Raw genomic sequence first — 19,502 nt, 5'->3', positions numbered from 1 at the left:
TCAGTTCAGGGGCATCAGTTAAGCGCGTTCCAGGCCGCGACATAGGCCTGGGCACTGCTCGCCACTTGCGCCACCGACATACCCGGTTTGAACAACCCGGAACCCAGGCCGAAGCCCTTCGCGCCAGCGTCGAAATACACCTGCATGTTGTCCGGGGTCACACCGCCGACCGGCAGCAGCAACGTGCCCGTCGGCAATACCGCCAGCCACGCCTTGATCACCGCCGGGCCCATTTGCTCGGCAGGGAACAGTTTCAATACGTCGGCGCCCTCGGCCAGCGCGGCGAAGGCTTCGGTCGGCGTGGCCACACCCGGCGACAGGTACAGGCCCGCCGCTTTCGCAGCACGTAGCACCTTGGCGTCGCTGTGGGGCATGACGATCACTTGGCCGCCGGCCGCTTTCACGTGTTCCACTTGCTCCGCAGTCAACACCGTACCCGCGCCGATCAGGCAATCGGCGGGCAGGCTGTCGCGCAGTGTGCGGATGCTGGTGTAAGGGTCGGGGGAGTTCAGCGGCACTTCAATCACGCGAAAGCCAGCCTCGTAGAGCACCTGGCCAACTGCCTCAGCTTCGTCCGGTCGTATACCGCGCAGGATTGCGATCAAACCGTTGTGTGCGAGTGCTTGCTTGAGCATGTCAGGTCTCCGATACACGTTGAGTGAGCCCGGCCGCGACTGCCAGTTGCCACAAGCCGCGCTCGGTGGCTTCCTGCGCCAGGCTGACATGGGCGAAACCGCACAGGGCGAGGGCGCGTTGGTAGCGGGCGCAGAGCGGTGCGGCGCCGACTAGAACGATAGGCTTGTGTTCCGCCTGGTCCGGCAAACCGGCGAGTTCATGGCCGATGAGCAGGCCGGACAGATAATCCGGTTGCTGCTCGGGTGCCAGTTCGGCGGTCAATCCCAGGGTGCGCGCGCTGAACAGTGTCGATAGCACGCCACGTTGGCCGTCTGTTGATAACGCCACGTTCACGCCGCGATCAAACGCCTCGGCCTGGAAGTGTTCGGATGTTTTTTGCGTACGCCCAAGGAGGCTGTGCTTGCTCAGCACCGCGAACAGCTCGCCGGTCATGAAGGTGTCGAAATGAGTGATGCAGCCGCCCATCACCTCGACCCATTTGGAATGGCTGCCGGGCAGGCCGATCAGGACCTCGGCCTCAAGGCCTTGCAGCACGCCCAGCACCTGGGTTTCTTCGCCACGCATCACATTGGGCAAGCCGACCTGTTCGATAACGCCCGGCACGATATGCACCTCCACACCGCGCAGGCTGCGCACTGTGTGGAGCGCCTGGCCCAGGCTGGCAACATCGACTGGGGTATTGCGATAGGCCGCTTCGCTCCAACCCTGGGCGCTGCCCACCATGCCGCAGGCGATTACCGGCAAGTTGGGCTCGGCGTCGAGCCAATCGCCGCAGGCGGCATCGAACGCCAACTCGAAGCCATCGCTGCAGCGAACGCCGGCAATCTCCCGCGGTTCGCTGGGCAGGTGCATGATGCCGAACGCCAGCGAGCGCTGTTCCAACACCTCGCCAGCCGGGCCGAGTTTATAAGCACGAAGGGAGCTGGTCCCCCAGTCGAGCGCGATCAATTGCGCCTGCATCGCTTCACCTGAAATGAGTGGGTGCTGAAAAAAGCAGATGGGCGAATATAAACCTATGACTGGCGATATCTCAATATATAAATAACAGTCCCATATATTGGGTAAATACATAAAAAATCCCGTCGCCTTTGCACAAGAGAACGGGATTCGTCTGGTTCGTGGTTAAAAAATAGACAGGTCCAGTTCGCGCATTGCGCCCATCCAGATCGCGTAATCGGTGTGATCCTTCAAGTCATCGCCGGTTTCAGGGTGCAGAAACACCACCAGCCCTTCGCGATGCAACGCCAGCCACGGCAGCACCACGCCGATGTATTCCGGCTCGAATGCCAGTTGGCAGCTCCAGTCAGGGTGCGGGCCCACTGGCCGTTCGTGCACACGGCCCATGCGCAACGGGAACAGGCGTGCCGCGTCTTCGCACAGGCTGCGCGCCTGGTCGATAGTGTTGGCGTCGAAGTAGATATGGGCGTGATAGCCCTTGATACGTTGCATGGCGAAATCCGGATCCAATATGCCCCGATCCTAGACCGCAATCGACGGCAGGGCCAGCCCGGTCAACGACTGCGCGCTGCTGGCTTGTTCGGCCACCAGCCAGTCGACAAAGCGCTCGACCAACTGCCCGCGGCGTTTGCGCTGGGGCTGCACCACGTAATAGCCGAAGCGCGAGATCACCGTGTCGGTGATCGGCCGGCACAGCCAGTTCTGTTCGAGCAGGTCATCCACCAAATGGCGCCAGCCGATGGCCACGCCCTGACCCGCAATCGCCGCCTGGATCAGCAACGTGTAGTTGTCGAAACGCAGCTGGCCGGGCGTCGGCGCAGTGGTAATGCCCAGCTCGCGAAACACACCGCTCCAGTCGAACCATTGGCTGTTGTTTTCCTGGCGCAGGTGCAGCAGCGGATACTCCGGCAAGGTCTGCACGGTCAGCGCCGTGGCCTGGTCCTTGAGCCATTGCGGGCTGCACACCGGGAACACTTCCTCATTGAACAGCCACAGGCTGTCACCCTGCTTGAAACGACCGTCGCCGAACAACACCGCCACGTCGATATCGCTGCGCAAGGTGGCGTGGTTGCGCTCGCTGGTGACCAGGCTCACATCAACTTGCGGGTTGGCCTGGTGGAAGCGATGCAGGCGCGGCATCAGCCAATAGGCGGCGAAGGCGAAGTCGGTGGCCACTTGCAGCACTTCATGCTGGTCCTGTTGGCTGATCGCGCTCAGGCCCTGATTGATGGTCTGCAAACCGCCTTGGACGTGCTCGAACAGCAGAGCCCCGGCGTCGGTCAGTTCGATGCCGCGGTAGATGCGATCAAACAGGCGGATCGCCAGCTGTTCTTCGAGGCGTTTGATTTGCTGGCTGATGGCCGGCTGAGTGGTGCCCAACTCCATCGCGGCGGCGGTGAAGCTGCGATGGCGCGCCGCCGCTTCGAAGGCACGCAGCAGGTCGAGCGACACATCACCGAGGGCTTCATACATAAGCTGTGCTTATCCTAGACATTGCCTTTCATGGGCTTTACCCCATTTTCCATGGGCTGCATGCTCATTCGCATAAACACCGCCTATGGAATGCCGAAGACTCATGAAGCGCAAGAACATTCTTTTCATCATGGCCGATCAAATGGCCGCGCCGATGCTTCCGTTCTACGGACCTTCCCCGATCAAGTTGCCCAACCTGAGCCGCCTCGCTGCACAGGGCGTGGTATTCGACGCCGCTTATTGCAACAGCCCCCTGTGCGCGCCGTCACGTTTCACCCTGGTCAGTGGCCAGTTGCCGAGCAAGATCGGCGCCTACGACAACGCGGCGGATTTCCCCGCCGATGTGCCGACTTACGCCCATTACTTGCGTCGCCTGGGCTACCGCACCGCGCTGTCCGGCAAGATGCACTTCTGCGGGCCAGACCAACTGCACGGTTACGAAGAACGCCTGACCAGCGACATCTACCCCGCCGACTATGGCTGGGCGGTGAATTGGGATGAACCGGACGTGCGCCCCACCTGGTATCACAACATGTCCTCGGTGCTGCAAGCCGGGCCGTGCGTGCGCACCAACCAGCTGGATTTCGACGAAGAGGTGGTGTTCAAGGCCCAGCAGTATTTGTTCGACCATATCCGTGAAGACGGCGACCAGCCGTTCTGCCTGACCGTGTCGATGACTCACCCACACGACCCGTACACCATTCCCAAACCGTTCTGGGACCTGTACGACAACAGCGACATCCCATTGCCTACGACGCCAGCCCAGGTCGACCTCGACCCGCACTCCCAGCGCCTGCTCAAGGTGTATGACCTGTGGGACAAGCCGCTGCCGCTGGACAAGATCCGCGATGCCCGCCGCGCCTACTTCGGCGCGTGCAGCTACATCGACAGCAACGTCGGCAAACTCCTGCAGACGCTGGAAGACACCGGCCTGGCCGATGACACCATCATCATCTTCTCCGGCGACCACGGCGACATGCTCGGCGAGCGCGGCCTCTGGTACAAAATGCACTGGTTTGAAATGGCCGCCCGCGTGCCGCTGCTGGTCAGTGCGCCAGGCCAGTTTGCCGCTGGCCGCGTGTCCCGGGCCGTCTCGACGGCCGACCTGTTGCCGACACTGGTGGAACTGGCCGGCGGCGAGCTGGACCCGCGTTTGCCGCTGGACGGCCGCTCACTGGTCCCGCACTTGCAGGGGCTGGGCGGGCACGACGAAGTGTTCGGCGAATACATGGCCGAAGGCACCATCAGCCCGCTGATGATGATTCGCCGTGGCGCTTACAAGTTCATCTACAGCGAAGACGACCCTTGTCTACTGTTCGATGTGCACAACGACCCGCACGAGCGGGAGAACCTCAGCCAGTCACCGGAACACCGGCCACTGTTCGAGGCGTTTTTGCGTGAGGCGCGGGCCAAATGGGACATCCCGGCGATCCACCAACAGGTGCTCGCCAGCCAACGCCGTCGTCGCCTGGTGTTTGAGGCGCTGACCCAGGGCAAGCTGAAGAGCTGGGACCACCAGCCACTGGTAGACGCCAGTCAGCAATACATGCGCAACCATATCGACCTCGACGATCTGGAGCGCAAGGCACGTTATCCACAACCCTGCCAAAACCAATAAAACTGAGGGGAAGGCCATGCAAAAGTTATCCACCGTGTTGAGCGTTGCACTGCTGGCGTTGAGCAGCGCCGGCGCCTATGCGGACTCAAGCTGCGATACCGTGAAGATGGCCGATCCGGGCTGGAGTGATATCGCCGCCACCAATGCCATCGCCGGTTTTCTGTTGAACGGCATGGGCTACAAGGCCAAAGTCGACACCCTGGCGGTGCCGATTACGTTTGGCGGGCTCAAGGACGGCCAGGTGGATGTGTTCCTGGGTAACTGGATGCCGGCGCAGCAGGGCTTCTATGACAAGTTCGTGGCCAACGGCGATGTGGTGCAACTGGCGAAAAACCTCGACGGCACCGAGTTCACCCTCGCCGTCCCGGACTACGTATGGGACGCCGGGGTGCATGACTTTGCCGACTTGAACAGGTTTGCGGACAAGTTCGACAAAAAGATCTACGGCATCGGCTCCGGCGCGCCGGCGAATATCTCGCTGCAGGAAATCATCAAAAAGAACGACTTCGACCTGGGCCAGTGGAAGCTGATCGAGTCGAGTGAGCAGGCGATGCTGGCTGAGGTATCACGCGCGGTGAAGAAACAGCGTTTCGTCACCTTCCTCGGCTGGACGCCGCACCCGATGAACGTGCAGTTGAAAATGCATTACCTCAAGGGTGGCGAGAAGTACTTCGGTGACAAAGGCAGCGTGTTTACCCTGACCCGCAAGGGTTATGCACAGGCCTGCCCGAATGTCGGGAAGCTGCTGACCAACCTGAGTTTTACCCAGGACATGGAAAACAGCATCATGGCTGAAGTGGTGAATAAAAAAGTCAGCAATGCTGATGCCGCCAAGGCCTGGATCAAGGCGAACCCGGCGGTGTTGGATAAGTGGCTCGATGGCGTAAAAACCGTGGATGGCCAGGATGCGTTAGCGGCGGTAAAAGCCAAACTCTAATGCCTGTGGGAGCTGGCTTGCCTGCGATAGCATCACCGCGGTGTATCAGTAATACCGAGGTGCCTGGATCGCAGGCAAGCCAGCTCCCACACACCCCCGCTCCCACAGGGGTCGGTGTGGACTGATACTCTGAGCTAACCCTTTCTACCGAGTTTGCGATGCCCCGGCTCAACCGCCATACACTCTTCCCCTTCCTCGCCTGGCTCCCGCGCCAAACCCGCGCCAGTGTCGGCCGGGACGCGATGGTCGGCCTCAGCGGCGCGGTACTCGCCTTGCCGCAGTCGATTGCCTACGCGCTGATCGCCGGCCTGCCACCCGAATACGGCTTGTACGCCGCGATTATTCCGGTGCTGATCGCCTGCCTCTGGGGTTCCTCCTGGCACCTGATCTGCGGCCCTACAGCGGCAATTTCCATCGTGCTCTACGCCAGCATCAGTCCCTTGGCCGTGCCGGGGTCGCAGGACTACATCACCTTGATCCTGCTGCTGACCTTCCTCGCCGGCGTTTTCCAGTGGTTGCTGGGCATGCTGCGCTTCGGTGCGCTGGTGAATTTCGTCTCCCATTCCGTGGTGCTGGGTTTCACCCTGGGTGCTGCCGTGGTGATTGCATTAGGGCAGTTACCCAACCTGTTGGGGCTGGATTTACCAAGCGAGGCCACGGCGATCAATAGCCTGTTGGCGCTGATCAACCATGCCGGCGAGTGGGACCATGCCTCACTCGCCCTCGGCTTGGGCACCTTGCTGGTGGGTGCTTTGCTCAAGTACCTGGTGCCACGCTGGCCCACGCTATTGATCGCTCTGGCTCTGGGCAGCCTGGCCGCGTGGCTGTGGCCGACGATGTTCGGGCAGGTGGCGCGGGTCAGTTCATTCGTGGGCAAACTGCCGCCGTTCAGCCCATTGCCGATGGACCTGGATATGCTCCTGCGCCTGCTGCCCAGCGCCGTGGCGGTGGGCATGCTGGGGCTGGTGACGAGCCTGTCGATTGCCCGCTCGCTGTCGGCGCGCTCGCAGCAGTTACTCGACGCCAATCAGGAAGTCCGGGCGCAGGGTTTATCCAATATCGTGGGCGGATTTTTCTCTGGCTACTTGTCAGCCGGTTCCTTTACGCGTTCCGGCCTCAGCTATGAGGCGGGTGCGTGTTCGCCCTTGGCGGGTGTGTTTTCCGCAGCGTGGGTGGCGCTGTTTGCGCTGTTTGGCGCGGCGTTGATCGCGCACATTCCGATTCCCAGCATGGCCGCGAGCATCCTTTTGATTTGCTGGGGCCTGGTGGACCACCGCGGCATTCGCGCATTGTTTCGCGTGAGCCGTGCCGAGTTTGTGGTGATGAGCCTGACCTGCGTCGCCACCTTGTTGCTGGAGCTGCAGACGGCGATTTACGCGGGGGTGCTGGCGTCGCTGTTTTTCTACCTCAAACGCACGTCGCAACCACGGGTTCAGCAATGGCGTGACGGTGACGAGGATGTATTGCGGGTCGGCGGCTCGATCTTTTTTGGCGCCAGCCATTACCTGCAAGTGCGCCTGCAAAGCCTGCAAGGCGAGCGGGTGGTGATCGAGGCGCAGCAGATCAACTTTATCGACTATTCCGGGGTGGAAATGTTGCACCAGGAGGCGCGGCGCTTGCACAGAGCGGGACGTAGCCTGACGTTGCGCCGAGCCAGGCCGCAGGTAGTGGAAGAATTAAAGAAATTGGAAGGGGCCGACAACTGCCTCATCCATTTTGAAGAATAAACACGGTTAAAACTGTGGGAGCGGGCTTGCTCGCGAATGCGGTGGCTCAGTTAAGTAATTATTGACTGACGCACCGCTTTCGCGAGCAAGCCCGCTCCCACACTGACTGTGCCCACATTCGCTTTGTGTCAGGCCAACTGCCTACGCAACTCGGCCAATACAGGCGCCGAATCCGGGCGCACACCACGCCACAGGAAGAAGGCTTCCGCTGCTTGCTCCACCAGCATGCCCAGGCCATCCATCGACACCGCTGCGCCCTGCTCAGAGGCCCAGCGGCAGAACGCGGTCGGTTCCTTGGCGTACATCATGTCGTAGCAGAAGGTCTTGCCCGGCTCGATAAGGCTGCCGGCAATCGGCGGTACATCGCCTGACAGGCTGGCGGACGTGGCATTGATGATCACGTCCACCGGCTCACGCAGCCAGTCGAAACCGCTGGCAGACACCGGGCCCAGGTCGTCGAACAGCTCGGCAAGCAACTCGGCTTTTTCCACCGTCCGATTGGCGATGATCAGCGAAGCCGGTTGCTCAGCCAGCAATGGCTCCAGCGCCCCGCGTACTGCGCCACCGGCGCCCAGCAGCAGGATGCGTTTACCTTTCAGGCTCAACCCGGCGTTCACCGTCAGGTCCCGCACAAGGCCTGCGCCGTCAGTGTTATCGCCGAGCAGGCCGCCATCGGCCAACTTACTCAAGGTGTTCACCGCCCCGGCGCGCTGAGCGCGTTCGGTCAGGCGAGTGGCCAGGCGATACGCGTCTTCCTTGAACGGCACGGTGACGTTGGCGCCACGGCCTTGTTGAAAAAACTCACGGGCACAGCCGGTGAAATCCTCCAGCGGCGCGAGCAGGGTGCTGTAGTCCAATTGCTCACCGGTTTGCTCGGCGAACATACGGTGAATCAGCGGCGACTTGCTGTGGCCGATGGGGTTGCCGAAGACGACATAACGGTCCATCAGACAGCCGCCTTGGGCGCAGCGATGCCAAGCCAGTCGCGATCTTGCAGGAAGTAATCGGTGAGGCGCGCCTCTTCGCTGCCAGCCTCGGCCTTCCAGTCGTAGCTCCAGCGCACCTGCGGCGGCAGCGACATCAGGATCGACTCGGTACGGCCGCCCGATTGCAGGCCAAACAGCGTGCCACGGTCGTAGACGAGGTTGAACTCGACATAGCGCCCACGGCGGAACTCCTGGAAGTGACGCTGCTGCTCGGTGTAGGCGGCGGCCTTGCGGCGCTGCACGATCGGCAGGTAGGCGTCTATGTAGGCGTCGCCGATGGCGCGGATGAAGGCGAAGCAGGTGTCGAAGTCCCACTCGTTCAAATCATCGAAAAACAGGCCGCCAATACCGCGTGGCTCATTGCGATGTTTGATGTGGAAGTAGGTGTCGCACCAGGCCTTGTAGCGCGAGTACACATCCGCGCCGAATGGCGCACAGGCCTGCTCGGCCACGCGGTGCCAATGGATACAGTCTTCTTCATTGCCGTAGTACGGCGTGAGGTCGAAGCCACCACCGAACCACCACACCGGCTCTTCGCCTTCTTTTTCGGCGATGAAAAAGCGCACGTTGGCGTGGGACGTCGGCACATGGGGGTTGTGCGGGTGGATCACCAGCGACACGCCGAGGGCTTCAAACCCACGGCCGGCCAGCTCAGGACGATGCGCGCTGGCGGACGGTGGGAGGCCACTGCCAAACACGTGGGAAAAGTTAACACCGCCTTTTTCGATCACCGAACCGTTTTCGATCACACGGGTGCGACCGCCACCGCCCGCAGGCCGGGTCCAGGCGTCTTCGATAAAGCGAGTGTCCGTCTCAAAGGTTTCCAGGGCGCTGCAAATGCGGTCTTGCAGGTCGAGCAGGTAGGCTTTAACAGCCTCGGTGCGGGTAGTCATGGCATCACCTTGAATCGGGCAAAGCTACGCGAGGCCATTGGGCGTCGGCGGCAAATGGGCGCACAGGATACCACCGCACTCCAGTAAGCCGCAGTTGACGAAGATCAAGCTTAGGAGTCCGATAGAGGGCTACGCGAATCGACCTCAGGAGAAGTGCAGATGGCCAAACGTATCCAGTTCCGTGCCCATGGCGGCCCCGAAGTGCTTGAGTATGTGGACTACACCCCGGCAGAACCGGGCCCTCAGCAGGTTCGCGTGCGCAACGAGGCCATCGGCCTGAACTTCATCGACACCTACTTCCGCAGCGGTCTCTATGCGCCGCCGGCCCTGCCATCGGGCCTGGGCGCAGAAGGTGCCGGTGTGGTGGATGCGGTGGGCAGCGAGGTCACCCAGTTCAAGGTCGGTGACCGCGTGGCCTACGGCAGTGGCCCACTTGGCGCCTACAGCGAGCTGCATGTATTGCCCGCCGCCAACCTGGTGCACCTGCCGGATGAGATCAGCTTCGAACAAGCCGCCGGCGCCATGCTCAAAGGCCTGACCGTGCAGTACCTGCTGCGCCAGACCTACGAGTTGAAGGGTGGCGAAACCATTCTGTTCCACGCCGCTGCCGGTGGCGTGGGCTCCCTGGCCTGCCAATGGGCCAAGGCTTTGGGCGTTAAGTTGATCGGTACCGTGAGCTCCCCGGAAAAAGCCGCCCTGGCCAAATCCCTCGGTGCCTGGGAAACCATCGACTACAGCAAGGAAAACGTCGCACAACGCGTACTGGAATTGACCGACGGCAAAAAAGTGCCTGTGGTGTACGACGGCGTCGGCAAGGACACGTGGCTGACCTCGCTGAACAGCGTGGCGCCGCGTGGGCTGGTGGTGAGTTTTGGCAATGCGTCAGGCGCGGTGGACGGGGTGAACCTGGGGATTCTGGCCGCAAAGGGCTCGCTGTATGTCACCCGGCCGACCTTGGCGACCTATGCCAGCAATCCAAAAGACTTGCAGACCATGGCCGATGACCTGTTCTCGATGATCAAGAGCGGCAAGGTGCGCATTGATATCAACCAGCGGTTTTCGCTGGCTGAGGCTGCGAAGGCGCAGACGGAATTGTCGGGCCGGCGGACGACGGGGTCGACCATTCTGTTGCCGTAAGGCGACTGATCTACCAGGGCTGTGAGGGCCTCATCGCGGGCAAGCCCGCTCCCACATTTTGATCGGATTCCAACTGAAGGAACGCCATCGAATGTGGGAGCGGGCTTGCCCGCGATGGCCACACCTCGGTATCAGGAGGGCCGCACAACCTCGCCTGTCGCCAAATCGCGAATCAGGCTTGGGTTCTTGCGCCCACCCAGGGCGCCGCCCAATACCCGATCAACCTGGCCACGGAAGTACTGCTCCACACGAAGCCGCGTGCGCGCTGCCGGGCGGCCCTGCGGGTTGGCCGACGTGGATATCAGCGGCCCGACCAATGAGCATAAATCCCGCACCAGCGGATGATCGCTGACCCGCAAGGCGACTGTGTCGTGCACACCTGTCACCCATTCAGGCAGCAAGTCCTGATGGGGAACCAACCAGGTATTCGGCCCAGGCCAAGTGCTGGCCATGCGCTCGATCCAGGTGTCCGGGAAATCTTCAAAAAGAAAATCGAACTGGCGAATATTGTCCGCCACCAGGATCAGCCCCTTGTCCACCGACCGATTCTTGATCGCCAGCAATCGGTCCACCGCCTCTTCATTCCACGGGTCGCAGCCAAGGCCCCAGACCGCTTCGGTCGGGTAGGCGATCACCGCGCCTGCGCGAATTTCTCGTGCGGTTTCCAGCACACGCCACCTGTTGACCATTGCTCACTCTCCGAACTAAAGCTCTGCGCAGTTTACCGATGTTCTTTACAAAACCTAGCAGCGCGCAAGCCACCGCCCGCTTTCACAGATCACCTGGCCTTCGAGCTCGAGCTCGGTAAGGGCCGCCAGCACGTGGGACAAGGGTCGCCCGCTGGCAATCGCCAGGGCCTCGCTGGTATGAGGCGCGGCATGCAGCAGCGCCACCAGCGGGTGAGTCACCGGCATCGGTGCCGGGCGAGACAAGGCCTGCCAGCCGCGCAACCCTTCAAGAATATGCTCGATGGACTCGACCAACGTCGCACCATCGCGAATCAACTGATGACAGCCCTTGGCGCCCGGATGATGGATGGAGCCGGGGATCGCATACACCTCACGCCCCTGCTCGGCGGCGAGCTTTGCAGTGATCAGCGAGCCGCTGGCCAAGCTGGCTTCTACCACCAGCACCCCCAGCGACAGGCCACTGATGATCCGGTTGCGCCGTGGAAAGTTAGCGGCCTGAGGCGCGGCGTCCAGCGGAAACTCGGAAACCACCGCGCTACCTTCGGCAATCATCGCGGCTGCGAGCTGCCGGTGTCGCTGTGGATAAAAATTTTCCAGGCCGGTGCCAAGCACACCGATTGTCTGCCCGCCGACGTCCAATGCCGCTTGATGCGCAGCGCCGTCAATGCCCAAGGCCAACCCGCTGGTGATGACAAAACCGGCACTCGCCAGGCTGCGGGAAAAGGCGGCGGCCGTGTCCAGCCCGGGTCTGGAAGCGCGCCGACTGCCGACCATGGCCAACTGCGGTTTTTCCAGAATATTGGGGTCGCCGGCGACGAACAATAACGGTGGGGCGTCGTCAATCTGTGCAAGCAAGGCAGGGTACTCAGGTTGGTCCCACATCAGTAAATGCTGGGCGGGATGCTCCAACCACGCGAGCGCGTCACTGGCGCTGTCACGGATTTGTGGGCTGCGTCGGGCATCCGCACTGCCAGGCGGTAACCCGAGGGAGCGCCAGGCACTGGCAGGCGCACTGATAGCCTTTGAGGCAGAACCGAATGCTTCGATCAACACACGAAAACGCTTGGGGCCCAGTTCTGGCAGCCTGTGCAAGCGTAGTCGGGCTTCCAGTTCTGACGGGGAAATTTCATGGCTGTTTGTCGGATACATTTGATCATCCTTGATCGGAACAAGCTGTGGATAACTCTGTTGGTAACTTATTTAGCAGGCTATTTATTGTGTTTGTTGGGCAGTCTCAAAACGGTCCATCACCGCCAGCGACCTTGAAGCGCTGAGAACCAGGCCATAACTGAGCTTTTCATAGGCGCGGAACACCTGCAGGGTGCCGGCGCGCTCATCAGGAAGTTTCGTCAAAGCGCCGCTGAGGACATCCCTTACGGTGGCGCCCTGCTTGATCACCGTGAGCACTTGGCCTTCGACCAGGCCGTCGCGGCGGCCCTTGTTCAAGGTGACGGCGTCCAACACGCCGATCTGGGTCACGCCTTTGGGAACGTCGATGATGTGCCCTTTGATAAGGGCCGCGGGGTGCGGCGGCGTTTGCAGCCTGGACAACTCGACGCCAGGTTCGGCGCGCAGCAATCGGTCGCCTGGGCGGACTTCCTGGGTCACTCGCTGCACTGCAAGGGTGGTGAGGTCGCCGGCCATCAAAAACCGCGCGGTGCCGATGTCGTCGGCGTTGACCCCCAGCAGTTCCTGGGTGTCCGGGTCGGTGTAAACCTTGCCTCGGCGAAAGATTCCATAGCTTGGCTGGACCGGGTCCAGGTTGCCCCTGGCGTGCACACGTTCGTCATTGGCGCCCAGCACTCGACCCGCCTCGGCCGCAACAATATAAGGCGCGTTATCCAGATCCTGAGGCGTATCGAGGATGCGGTTATGCAGCAAAAAGCGCTGTATGGCCTGTTGCGCCGCCTGATTCAGCCGCTGTTCGGGCAGTTTCAGCAGCGCCATGGTGAGCGGCGCCCACAGCAGCAAGACGAGTAGCGATTTCCTCATGGGGTGAATCTCCTTTATTATGTACGTTCGCGTGAAATGCCATAGCCTTCGCGGCTTTCGAACCTTTCACACCGGCTGTCTGGGTCCATCCCAACGCCGATTTGCCTCTACCTCACATGTGCAGCAATTACGCTTATGGCTATTTTGAACATCCTCGAATTCCCCGACTCGCGCCTGCGCACGATCGCCAAACCGGTGGCCGTAGTGGACGACAAGGTTCGTCAGTTGGTCGATGACATGTTTGAAACAATGTATGAAGCCCCGGGCATCGGCCTCGCCGCGACCCAGGTCAACGTGCATCAGCGCGTCGTGGTCATGGACCTGTCGGAAGATCGCAGCGAGCCTCGGGTGTTTATCAACCCCGAGTTCGAACCGCTGACCGAGGAGATGGGCGAATACCAGGAGGGCTGCCTCTCGGTGCCGGAGTTCTACGAGAACGTCGAACGCCCGGTGCGCGTGAAGATCAAAGCCCTGGACCGTGACGGCAAGCCCTACGAGCTGATCGCAGAGGGCCTGCTGGCGGTGTGCATTCAGCACGAATGCGACCACCTCAACGGCAAACTGTTTGTCGATTACCTGTCCACGCTTAAACGCGACCGGATCAAGAAGAAGCTGGAAAAAAAGCATCGCCAGCAAGCTTGATGCCCTTCTTCCAAAGGCTTGCTGCGGCAAGCCTTTTTCTTTTGTGACTGTTTTTAACCGAGAACTCCCATGACCGAGCCACTGCGCATTGTTTTTGCCGGCACTCCTGAATTTGCCGCCGAACACCTAAAGGCCCTGCTTGCCAGCCCTTATGACATCGTCGCGGTGTACACCCAGCCGGATCGCCCGGCCGGTCGCGGGCAAAAACTGATGCCGAGCCCGGTCAAGCAGCTGGCGCTTGAGCACAACATTGCCGTGCTGCAACCACCGACCCTGCGTAACACCGATGCCCAGGCAGAGCTGGCCGCGTTGAAGCCAGACCTGCTGGTGGTCGTGGCCTATGGCTTGATCCTGCCTCAGGCAGTGCTGGATATTCCGCGCCTGGGCTGCATCAACAGCCATGCTTCGCTGCTGCCACGCTGGCGCGGTGCGGCGCCGATCCAGCGCGCCGTGGAAGCCGGTGACAGCGAAAGCGGCGTGACCGTGATGCGCATGGAGGCGGGTCTGGACACCGGCCCGATGCTGCTCAAAGTCACCACCCCGATCACCGGCGAAGACACCGGCGGCAGCCTGCACGACCGCTTGGCCGAGATGGGCCCACCTGCCGTGCTCCAGGCCATCGCCGGCCTGGCTGCCGGCACCCTGGAAGGCGAAGTGCAGGACGACAGCCTTGCCACCTACGCGCACAAACTGAACAAAGACGAAGCGCGTATCGACTGGAGCCGCCCGGCCGTGAAGCTGGAACGCTTGGTGCGCGCGTTCAATCCATGGCCGATCTGCCACAGCACCCTCAGCGGTGAAGCCTTGAAAGTGTTGGCCGCCACCTTGGCTGACGGCAAAGGCGCTCCCGGTGAAATCATCGGTGCCAGCAAGGAAGGCCTGCTGGTCGCCTGCGGAGAGCAGGCGTTGTGTCTGACGCGTCTGCAATTGCCCGGTGGCAAAGCGCTTAATTTCAGCGATTTGTTCAACAGCCGTCGTGAGAAATTCGCCCTGGGCACGGTTCTCGGGGCGGTCGCTCAATGAACCCGCGTCTGGCCGCCGCCAAGGCCCTCGCCGCCGTCCTCAACGGCAAGGCTTCGTTGAACAGTTCGCTGCCTACTCAAATGGATAAAGTCGAAGACCGCGATCGCGGCTTCACCCAGGACCTGGCGTTTGGTACGGCCCGTTGGCAGCCACGCTTGTCGGCGCTGGCGGCCAAGCTGCTGCAAAAGCCATTCAAGGCAGCCGATGCCGACGTGGAAGCGCTGCTGCTGGTCGGCCTGTATCAGTTGCTCTACACCCGCGTGCCGGCCCACGCCGCCATCGGTGAAACCGTTGGTTGCGCCGACAAACTGAAAAAGCCCTGGGCCAAAGCCCTGCTCAATGCCGTGCTACGCCGTGCTCAGCGCGAGAGCGAAGCGCTGCTGGCCGAACTGGAACACGACCCCGTGGTGCGCACCGCGCACCCGCGCTGGCTGCAAAAGTCCTTGAAAGCGTTCTGGCCTGAACAATGGGAAGCCATTTGCGCGGCCAACAATGCACATCCGCCGATGATTTTGCGGGTTAACCGCCGTCATCACAGCCGTGACGCTTACCTGCAATTGCTCACCGAGGCCGGCATCAGCGCCACACCGTGTGTGTATAGCCCTGATGGCATCGTGCTGGAAGCCGCCGCCGACGTACGCAGCCTGCCGGGCTTTGCCGAAGGCTGGATCAGCGTGCAGGACGAAGCCGCGCAACTGGCCGCCGACCTGCTCGACCTGGCACCGGGCCAGCGCGTACTCGACGCCTGCTGCGCGCCAGGCGGTAAGACTTGTCACATTCTGGAAGTCGAAAAAGACCTCGCCGGTGTGGTCGCCGTCGACCTGGAAGCCAAGCGCCTGGTGCGCGTGCGCGAAAACCTCGCGCGCCTGGGCCTGAGTGCCGACCTGATCGCCGCCGACGGTCGCGACACTGCCACCTGGTGGGACGGCAAACCGTTCCAGCGCATCCTGCTGGATGCGCCATGCTCCGCCACCGGCGTCATCCGTCGCCACCCGGACATCAAGCTGACCCGCCAGCCCGACGACATCGCCGCCCTGGCCGTACTGCAAGGCGAACTGCTCGACGCCATGTGGCCGACCCTCGAAGTTGGCGGCATCCTGCTTTACGCCACCTGCTCCACTTTGCCCACCGAAAACACAGAGGTGATCGAAGCCTTCCTCGCCCGCACCAGCGGCGCGCGCGAGCTGGACCTCGCTACAACGGCCGGCATCAAGCAGCCCCACGGCCGCCAATTGCTTGCACAGGAAGGCGGACACGATGGCTTCTACTACGCCAAACTGATCAAGATTGCCGCCGCACGCGGCTGAACGGGTTTAAGGGAGTGACCGGATGAAAATCATCATCCTTGGAGCTGGGCAGGTCGGCGGCACGCTGGCTGAACATTTGGCCAGCGAAGCCAACGACATCACCGTGGTCGACACCGATGCCGAGCGCCTGCGCAACCTCGGTGACCGCCTGGACATCCGCACCGTGCAAGGCCGCGCGTCATTCCCGACGGTGCTGCGCCAGGCGGGTGCTGACGATGCCGACATGCTGGTGGCCGTCACCAATAGCGACGAAACCAACATGGTCGCCTGCCAGGTCGCCCACACTCTGTTCCACACCCCAACCAAAATCGCCCGCGTACGTGAGGCGGCTTACCTGACTCGTGCAGGGCTTTTCGACAACGACGCGATTCCGGTGGACGTGTTGATCAGCCCCGAGCAAGTCGTGACCCACTACATCAAGCGCCTGATCGAAATCCCCGGTGCTTTGCAGGTGATCGACTTTGCCGAGGGCAAGGCGCAACTGGTGGCGGTTAAGGCTTACTACGGCGGCCCGCTGGTGGGCCAGCAACTGCGCCAACTGCGCGAGCACATGCCGAATGTGGAAACCCGCGTAGCGGCGATTTTCCGTCGCGATCGGCCGATTCTGCCCCAGGGCGATACGGTGATCGAAGCAGACGACGAAGTATTTTTCATCGCCGCCAAAGCGAATATTCGCGCGGTCATGAGCGAAATGCGCCGCCTGGATGAGACCTACAAGCGCATCGTCATCGCCGGCGGCGGGCAGATCGGCGAGCGTTTGGCGGAGGCGATCGAAAGCCGCTACCAGGTGAAGATCATCGAGATGAACCCGGCACGCTGCCGGCATTTGTCCGACACCCTCGACAGCACCGTCGTACTGCAAGGCAGCGCCTCAGACCGCGACCTATTGATGGAAGAGAATATCGCCGATGCCGATATCTTCCTGGCCCTGACCAACGATGACGAGGCCAACATCATGTCCTCGCTCTTGGCCAAGCGGCTGGGGGCCAAGAAGGTGATGACCATCATCAACAACCCGGCCTATGTCGACCTGATCCAGGGCGGCGATATCGACATCGCCATCAGCCCTCAGTTGGCCACCATTGGCACTTTGCTCGCCCACGTGCGCCGTGGCGATATCGTCAGCGTGCACTCCCTGCGCCGGGGCGCGGCGGAAGCCATTGAGGCGATTGCGCATGGTGATTCAAAGTCGAGCAAGGTCATCGGCAAGGCCATCCGCGATATCGGCCTGCCGCCGGGCACCACCATCGGCGCGATCATTCGTGACGAAGAGGTGATCATCGCCCACGACGATACGGTGATCGCCACGGGTGACCATGTGATTCTGTTCCTGGTGGATAAAAAACATATCCGCGATGTGGAGAAGTTGTTCCACGTGGGGTTGAGCTTTTTCTGATCAACAAATTCAGCTGAGCCTGCGGCCGTCATCGCGGGCAAGCCCGCTCCCACAGGTAATCGGATAGCTGCTGTGGGAGCGGGTTTGCCCGCGGTGCGTTATTGAAAACCCTACCTAGCTAAAGGATGCACAGCCATGCTCGAATCCCTGGAAAAAATGCTCGCCAAGGGTGTGGATAATTCACTGCTGCGCTTTGGCTTGGGCAAGGGTTATCTGGACGTGAAGGACAACGCCAAGGCGGCGGAGCATCTGCAAAAATGCGTCGAGTTTGACCCGAAGTATTCGGCGGCATGGAAGTTGTTAGGCAAGGCGCAGCAAGGGCTGGGTGATAATGCGGCAGCACGGCAGGCGTGGGAAAAGGGTATCGAAGCGGCCCTGGCGCATGGCGACAAGCAGGCCGAGAAAGAGATGACGGTGTTCCTGAAAAAACTCGATCGCCAGGCCTAAGCGGATCCAAAATGTGGGAGCGGGCTTGCTCGCGAAGGCGTCGTGTCAGTCACTTAATGTGTGTCTGTTACACCGCATTCGCGAGCAAGCCCGCTCCCACATTAGTTTTGCATCGACCGTAAGTCAGTCGTAAATCAGTACCACCGCGCCTCACCGGGCGGGCGTTTCTTGAAGCGCTTCATGCTCCACATGTACTGGCTCGGGTAGGCGCCGACATAGCGCTCCACCACCTTGCTCATCGCCGCGCAGGACGTGGCGGTGTCGGTGCTGTACATATCTTCCGGCGCTGCTTCCAAAATCACTTTGTAACCCGAGCCGTCCGGCAGTCGCAGGGCATGCAGGAACACGCCCACGGCTTTGTGGCCCGCGAGCATGTTAGGCACGAACTTGCTGGTCAGCGCCTGGGTAGCAAAGAACGGCACGAAGATGCCTGCCGATTCCGCCGGCTCCGGGTCGGCGGGAATGCCCACCTGGCCACCTTTGCGCACTTCCTTGATGACGCTGAGAATGCCTTCCTTGGTCGATGCGGCTACTCGGTTACCCAACTGCACCCGCTGTTTGCGCAACAAATCGTCCACCGCTTTCAGCTTCGGCGGTCGGTAGAAGATGATCGGTTTGCACTGGCTGCAATAGAAGTGGTTCAACACTTCCCAGTTACCCAGGTGGCTGGTGATGCCGACCACGCCTTTGCCCGAGGCCAATGCTTCATGCAGCACCTCCAGGCCTTCGACTTCACGCACCAGGTCGATGGAACGCTGGGCGGGCCAGATCCAGGCGCAGGCGCTTTCAGTCAGGGACTTACCGATATCCATGAGGCTCTGGCCGACCAGGCGCTCGCGTGCGGCGGGGTCCATGTCGGGGAAGCATTTGGACAGGTTGATCCGCACCGTCTCGCGGGAACGGTTGGGGGTTTTCCACATGATCCAGCCAATCGCCGTGCCGACCGCTTGAACCGCGCGCCAGGGCAATAGGGCAAACAACCGAAGAGCGCCTACCAGCAAGGCGCCTTTAAACTTTTCCACAGGTCACTCCTGATCGTGTGTGGTGCGCAAAGCCGCCATTCTAACCGGCGTTGGCCAAGTCCGCGTAACGGTCGCAGTCTTGAGTGTGGTCCATGACCATGCCCGAGGCCTGCATGAACGCGTAGCAAATGGTCGGCCCGACGAACGTGAAACCGGCTTTTTTCAGAGCTCTGCTCATGGCTTCAGCTTCTGGCGTAATGGCCGGGACTTGGCTGCGATCCTTGAAGTGATTGACCTTGGGCACGCCGCCGACAAACGACCAGAGCAAGCCAACCGGGTCTTCCAGGGCCAGCCAGGCAGCGGCGTTGCGGCGGGTGGCGTTGAGCTTGAGGCGATTGCGTACGATGCCAGGGTCGAGCATCAACGCTTCGATCTCAGCGTCGGTCAGTCGCGCCAAACGCTGGGCATCAAAACCGAACAAGACCTTCCGATAACGCTCGCGTTTGCGTAAAACGGTGATCCAGGAAAGGCCCGCCTGGAACCCTTCGAGCAAAAGCAACTCGAACAGACCCTGCGCATCGCGCAGCGGCGTTCCCCACTCCTGATCGTGATAAGCCATGTACAGCGGATCTTCAGAACACCAAAAGCAGCGTGGCATAAGGCTCCAGGGGATGGTGGCG

General features: G+C 61.4%; 20 protein-coding genes. 9 read left to right on the top strand and 11 right to left on the bottom strand.

The genetic code is table 11. The features are described from left to right. Nucleotides 1–14 precede the first annotated feature (14 nt). The 4 genes from ACLBW8_RS10185 to ACLBW8_RS10170 all read right to left on the bottom strand — a co-directional run bounded on the left by ACLBW8_RS10185 (nucleotide 15) and on the right by ACLBW8_RS10170 (nucleotide 3,066). Nucleotides 15–635: a 2-dehydro-3-deoxy-6-phosphogalactonate aldolase gene (locus ACLBW8_RS10185; protein WP_407017438.1), complete on the bottom strand. Its 621-nt coding sequence runs from the start codon at nucleotides 633–635 to the stop codon at nucleotides 15–17. Nucleotide 636: 1 nt separating this feature from the next. Further along, nucleotides 637–1,596: a 2-dehydro-3-deoxygalactonokinase gene (locus ACLBW8_RS10180; RefSeq protein WP_447805290.1), complete on the bottom strand. Its 960-nt coding sequence runs from the start codon at nucleotides 1,594–1,596 to the stop codon at nucleotides 637–639. Between the two features lie 162 nt (nucleotides 1,597–1,758). Next, nucleotides 1,759–2,085 (bottom strand): DOPA 4,5-dioxygenase family protein, encoded by a 327-nt coding sequence (locus ACLBW8_RS10175; RefSeq protein ID WP_447805289.1) that lies wholly within the window; start codon nucleotides 2,083–2,085, stop codon nucleotides 1,759–1,761. Nucleotides 2,086–2,115: 30 nt separating this feature from the next. Continuing rightward, the gene (locus tag ACLBW8_RS10170; RefSeq protein ID WP_447805288.1) at nucleotides 2,116–3,066 is read right to left on the bottom strand and encodes a choline sulfate utilization transcriptional regulator; all 951 of its coding nucleotides are present in this window, start codon (nucleotides 3,064–3,066) and stop codon (nucleotides 2,116–2,118) included. Nucleotides 3,067–3,169: 103 nt separating this feature from the next. Here ACLBW8_RS10170 and betC point away from each other — a divergent pair, with 103 nt between their 5' ends. The 3 genes from betC to ACLBW8_RS10155 all read left to right on the top strand — a co-directional run bounded on the left by betC (nucleotide 3,170) and on the right by ACLBW8_RS10155 (nucleotide 7,348). Continuing rightward, on the top strand, nucleotides 3,170–4,684 hold the full coding sequence (gene betC / locus ACLBW8_RS10165; RefSeq protein WP_447805287.1) for a choline-sulfatase: 1,515 nt from the start codon (nucleotides 3,170–3,172) through the stop codon (nucleotides 4,682–4,684). A 16-nt stretch (nucleotides 4,685–4,700) separates the two neighbouring features. After that, a complete protein-coding gene (gene choX / locus ACLBW8_RS10160) occupies nucleotides 4,701–5,621 on the top strand; it encodes a choline ABC transporter substrate-binding protein (protein ID WP_447805286.1) in 921 nt (306 codons plus the stop codon). Between the two features lie 158 nt (nucleotides 5,622–5,779). Beyond that, complete coding sequence (locus tag ACLBW8_RS10155) at nucleotides 5,780–7,348, top strand: SulP family inorganic anion transporter (protein WP_447805285.1); 1,569 nt, start codon at nucleotides 5,780–5,782, stop codon at nucleotides 7,346–7,348. A gap of 128 nt (nucleotides 7,349–7,476) precedes the next feature. Here ACLBW8_RS10155 and aroE read toward each other — a convergent pair whose 3' ends face one another. Together aroE and hemF are read right to left on the bottom strand one after the other, a co-directional pair. After that, entirely contained in the window at nucleotides 7,477–8,295 is an 819-nt protein-coding gene (gene aroE, locus ACLBW8_RS10150; RefSeq protein ID WP_447805284.1) for a shikimate dehydrogenase, read from the bottom strand. Continuing rightward, the gene (gene hemF, locus ACLBW8_RS10145) at nucleotides 8,295–9,227 is read right to left on the bottom strand and encodes an oxygen-dependent coproporphyrinogen oxidase (protein ID WP_221295978.1); all 933 of its coding nucleotides are present in this window, start codon (nucleotides 9,225–9,227) and stop codon (nucleotides 8,295–8,297) included. The genes aroE and hemF overlap by 1 nt, the downstream gene beginning before the upstream one ends. 159 nt (nucleotides 9,228–9,386) lie before the next feature. Between hemF and ACLBW8_RS10140 the strand changes: the two genes are divergently transcribed. Continuing rightward, the gene (locus ACLBW8_RS10140; RefSeq protein ID WP_447805283.1) at nucleotides 9,387–10,364 is read left to right on the top strand and encodes an NADPH:quinone reductase; all 978 of its coding nucleotides are present in this window, start codon (nucleotides 9,387–9,389) and stop codon (nucleotides 10,362–10,364) included. 131 nt (nucleotides 10,365–10,495) lie between these two features. Here ACLBW8_RS10140 and ACLBW8_RS10135 read toward each other — a convergent pair whose 3' ends face one another. From ACLBW8_RS10135 to ACLBW8_RS10125, 3 genes are all read right to left on the bottom strand, one after another. Then, nucleotides 10,496–11,053 (bottom strand): L-threonylcarbamoyladenylate synthase, encoded by a 558-nt coding sequence (locus tag ACLBW8_RS10135; protein ID WP_053253621.1) that lies wholly within the window; start codon nucleotides 11,051–11,053, stop codon nucleotides 10,496–10,498. Nucleotides 11,054–11,107: 54 nt separating this feature from the next. Beyond that, nucleotides 11,108–12,202 (bottom strand): DNA-processing protein DprA, encoded by a 1,095-nt coding sequence (dprA, locus tag ACLBW8_RS10130; protein WP_447805282.1) that lies wholly within the window; start codon nucleotides 12,200–12,202, stop codon nucleotides 11,108–11,110. A 63-nt stretch (nucleotides 12,203–12,265) separates the two neighbouring features. Beyond that, complete coding sequence (locus ACLBW8_RS10125; RefSeq protein ID WP_447805281.1) at nucleotides 12,266–13,045, bottom strand: peptidoglycan-binding protein; 780 nt, start codon at nucleotides 13,043–13,045, stop codon at nucleotides 12,266–12,268. A gap of 135 nt (nucleotides 13,046–13,180) precedes the next feature. Between ACLBW8_RS10125 and def the strand changes: the two genes are divergently transcribed. The 5 genes from def (at nucleotide 13,181) to ACLBW8_RS10100 (ending at nucleotide 17,860) form a co-directional block, all read left to right on the top strand. Next, entirely contained in the window at nucleotides 13,181–13,687 is a 507-nt protein-coding gene (def, locus tag ACLBW8_RS10120; RefSeq protein WP_064449999.1) for a peptide deformylase, read from the top strand. Between the two features lie 69 nt (nucleotides 13,688–13,756). Beyond that, complete coding sequence (gene fmt, locus ACLBW8_RS10115; RefSeq protein ID WP_447805280.1) at nucleotides 13,757–14,710, top strand: methionyl-tRNA formyltransferase; 954 nt, start codon at nucleotides 13,757–13,759, stop codon at nucleotides 14,708–14,710. After that, nucleotides 14,707–16,017 carry a 16S rRNA (cytosine(967)-C(5))-methyltransferase RsmB gene (rsmB, locus tag ACLBW8_RS10110; protein WP_447805279.1) on the top strand — a complete coding sequence of 437 codons (1,311 nt, stop codon included), beginning with the start codon at nucleotides 14,707–14,709 and terminating at the stop codon, nucleotides 16,015–16,017. Before fmt ends, rsmB begins: the two co-directional genes overlap by 4 nt. Nucleotides 16,018–16,039: 22 nt before the next feature. Then, nucleotides 16,040–17,413, top strand: a complete 1,374-nt coding sequence (trkA, locus tag ACLBW8_RS10105) for a Trk system potassium transporter TrkA (RefSeq protein WP_064449996.1) — start codon at nucleotides 16,040–16,042, stop codon at nucleotides 17,411–17,413. A gap of 135 nt (nucleotides 17,414–17,548) precedes the next feature. Then, nucleotides 17,549–17,860, top strand: coding sequence for a hypothetical protein (locus ACLBW8_RS10100; protein ID WP_064449995.1), 312 nt, complete (start codon nucleotides 17,549–17,551; stop codon nucleotides 17,858–17,860). Nucleotides 17,861–17,994: 134 nt separating this feature from the next. Here the strand turns inward: ACLBW8_RS10100 and ACLBW8_RS10095 are convergent, their stop codons facing one another. Further along, complete coding sequence (locus ACLBW8_RS10095; RefSeq protein WP_064449994.1) at nucleotides 17,995–18,882, bottom strand: lysophospholipid acyltransferase; 888 nt, start codon at nucleotides 18,880–18,882, stop codon at nucleotides 17,995–17,997. Nucleotides 18,883–18,922: 40 nt separating this feature from the next. Next, entirely contained in the window at nucleotides 18,923–19,480 is a 558-nt protein-coding gene (locus ACLBW8_RS10090) for a DNA-3-methyladenine glycosylase I (protein WP_447805278.1), read from the bottom strand. Between the last annotated feature and the right edge of the window lie 22 nt (nucleotides 19,481–19,502).

This window comes from Pseudomonas sp. M5A4_2d (assembly GCF_053345295.1).
This window is presented reverse-complemented; position numbering and strand designations above follow the sequence as displayed.